This is a genomic window from Legionella tunisiensis, from assembly GCF_000308315.1.
Lineage (GTDB): Bacteria > Pseudomonadota > Gammaproteobacteria > Legionellales > Legionellaceae > Tatlockia > Tatlockia tunisiensis.
This window is the reverse complement of record NZ_CALJ01000021.1, coordinates 1-1,431: the sequence shown is the minus strand read 5'-3', so window position 1 is coordinate 1,431 and position 1,431 is coordinate 1. Positions and strand designations below refer to the sequence as shown.

Here is a 1,431-nt window from a genome sequence, read left to right as displayed (position 1 = left end):
GGTAATAAAAAGCGTCAGGTTCTTTTAATGCAAAAGAACCTGATTTGTTCTCTATAGATTTAATTTATTCTGTAATCCTGGTTATGAACAGTGATACCGAGACTCTTAAGTCTTTGTAAACAGGATGTCGAGTCAGAAAATAAAATTGTATGGGGGCCTAACGAGCTGGCTGCCTGCGTATTGGGTTCATGATCGTCAATAAATACTGTCTCATGAGCAATTAAATTATTTCTTTGCAAAGCATAATCAAAGTATAGCCATTCTTATGCAATGACTTGATAATCGCCGTGGTCCCTGGAATTAGTACCTGCGTAGATTTTACGTAATTAAAAAGAATAGTCAGATGTTGAGCATCAATATCCTTCATGTCTGAGATAGACGCTAGTTTTGCCTCGTCTTCAGAAATTTTTCCCAAATTTAAATGAATCTAAATGCTGCTTCTAACTCTTTTTTCGACTAAATATTGCTGTTGATGCTGGTCATAATGTGGGAAAGTATTTCTAATAATCAGAGCAGGGAACCAGCTGACAATCACATGGCCCAGATCGAAAATAATATTTTTAATATTCATTTTGCTGACTAGTTTGAAGTTCTGCCTTTAAGATTTCACGGATCCGTTATCGTTTAAATTTTTACTGATGACTAAATCGAAGGCAGCTTTTTGTTCATCAGATAATTCCTTGCGCCGCAAAGCCATCATTTCTTGTACACTACCTTGTACACAATCAGGTGTTAATCTATCAATAATCAACGTGCCATTGAGATGATCAATTTCATGTTGTAACACTCTGGCATAAAATCCACGCTCTGTACTACTGTGAGCGCGCCCATTTTCATCCTGGTAATGAAGCGCTATTTGATTGTATCGAGGCACTTTGCCAGCTTTACTAGAGACGGAATAACAGCCTTCAAAATCATGAATAACCCCTTCTTGTTCAATCCCTTGATAGCTCGGGTTAATCATAATATGCATTGGATAAGGGTTGACGTTATTTCTCAATAAAGCGGCTTCTTCGGGAATATAGACGGCAATAATTTGCCTGGCATGATTTACCTGGGGAGCAGCCAGACCAACACCACCTAGTTCATGTAGTTTTTTTTCATCGCGGCAATTAGTTGTATATCACCAGAACTCAGCGGAAAAGAAACCAGTTGCGCTGGCTCTCGTAAAACCGGAGCATGGACTGCTTCTTCGACCGTGATAATTTCAAGCGCATGTACATTATGTGATGTCATGATCATTCCTACCAGAAGTGAAAAAATAGATACATAAGGAATAGTTTAATTGTGGAATGGGATAATTTACCGAAAAAAGAAATCTAAACAGTCTTTGGTTTTAGTATTTTATGGCTATATAACCTTGTGGTATTTAGTTTTATAATTTAGTGACGCATCTAATTTTGGAAAAGTATGAGTGATTGGCGAACTTTG

At 37.5% G+C, this 1,431-nt stretch carries 1 protein-coding gene and 1 pseudogene; both read right to left on the bottom strand.

Features of this window, described 5'->3' with window-relative positions; genetic code table 11:
• Positions 1–220 precede the first annotated feature (220 nt).
• On the bottom strand, positions 221–415 hold the full coding sequence (locus BN58_RS32365) for a hypothetical protein (protein WP_019215298.1): 195 nt from the start codon (positions 413–415) through the stop codon (positions 221–223).
• A gap of 183 nt (positions 416–598) precedes the next feature.
• Positions 599–1,236, bottom strand: a pseudogene (locus tag BN58_RS21075) (peptide deformylase).
• Between the last annotated feature and the right edge of the window lie 195 nt (positions 1,237–1,431).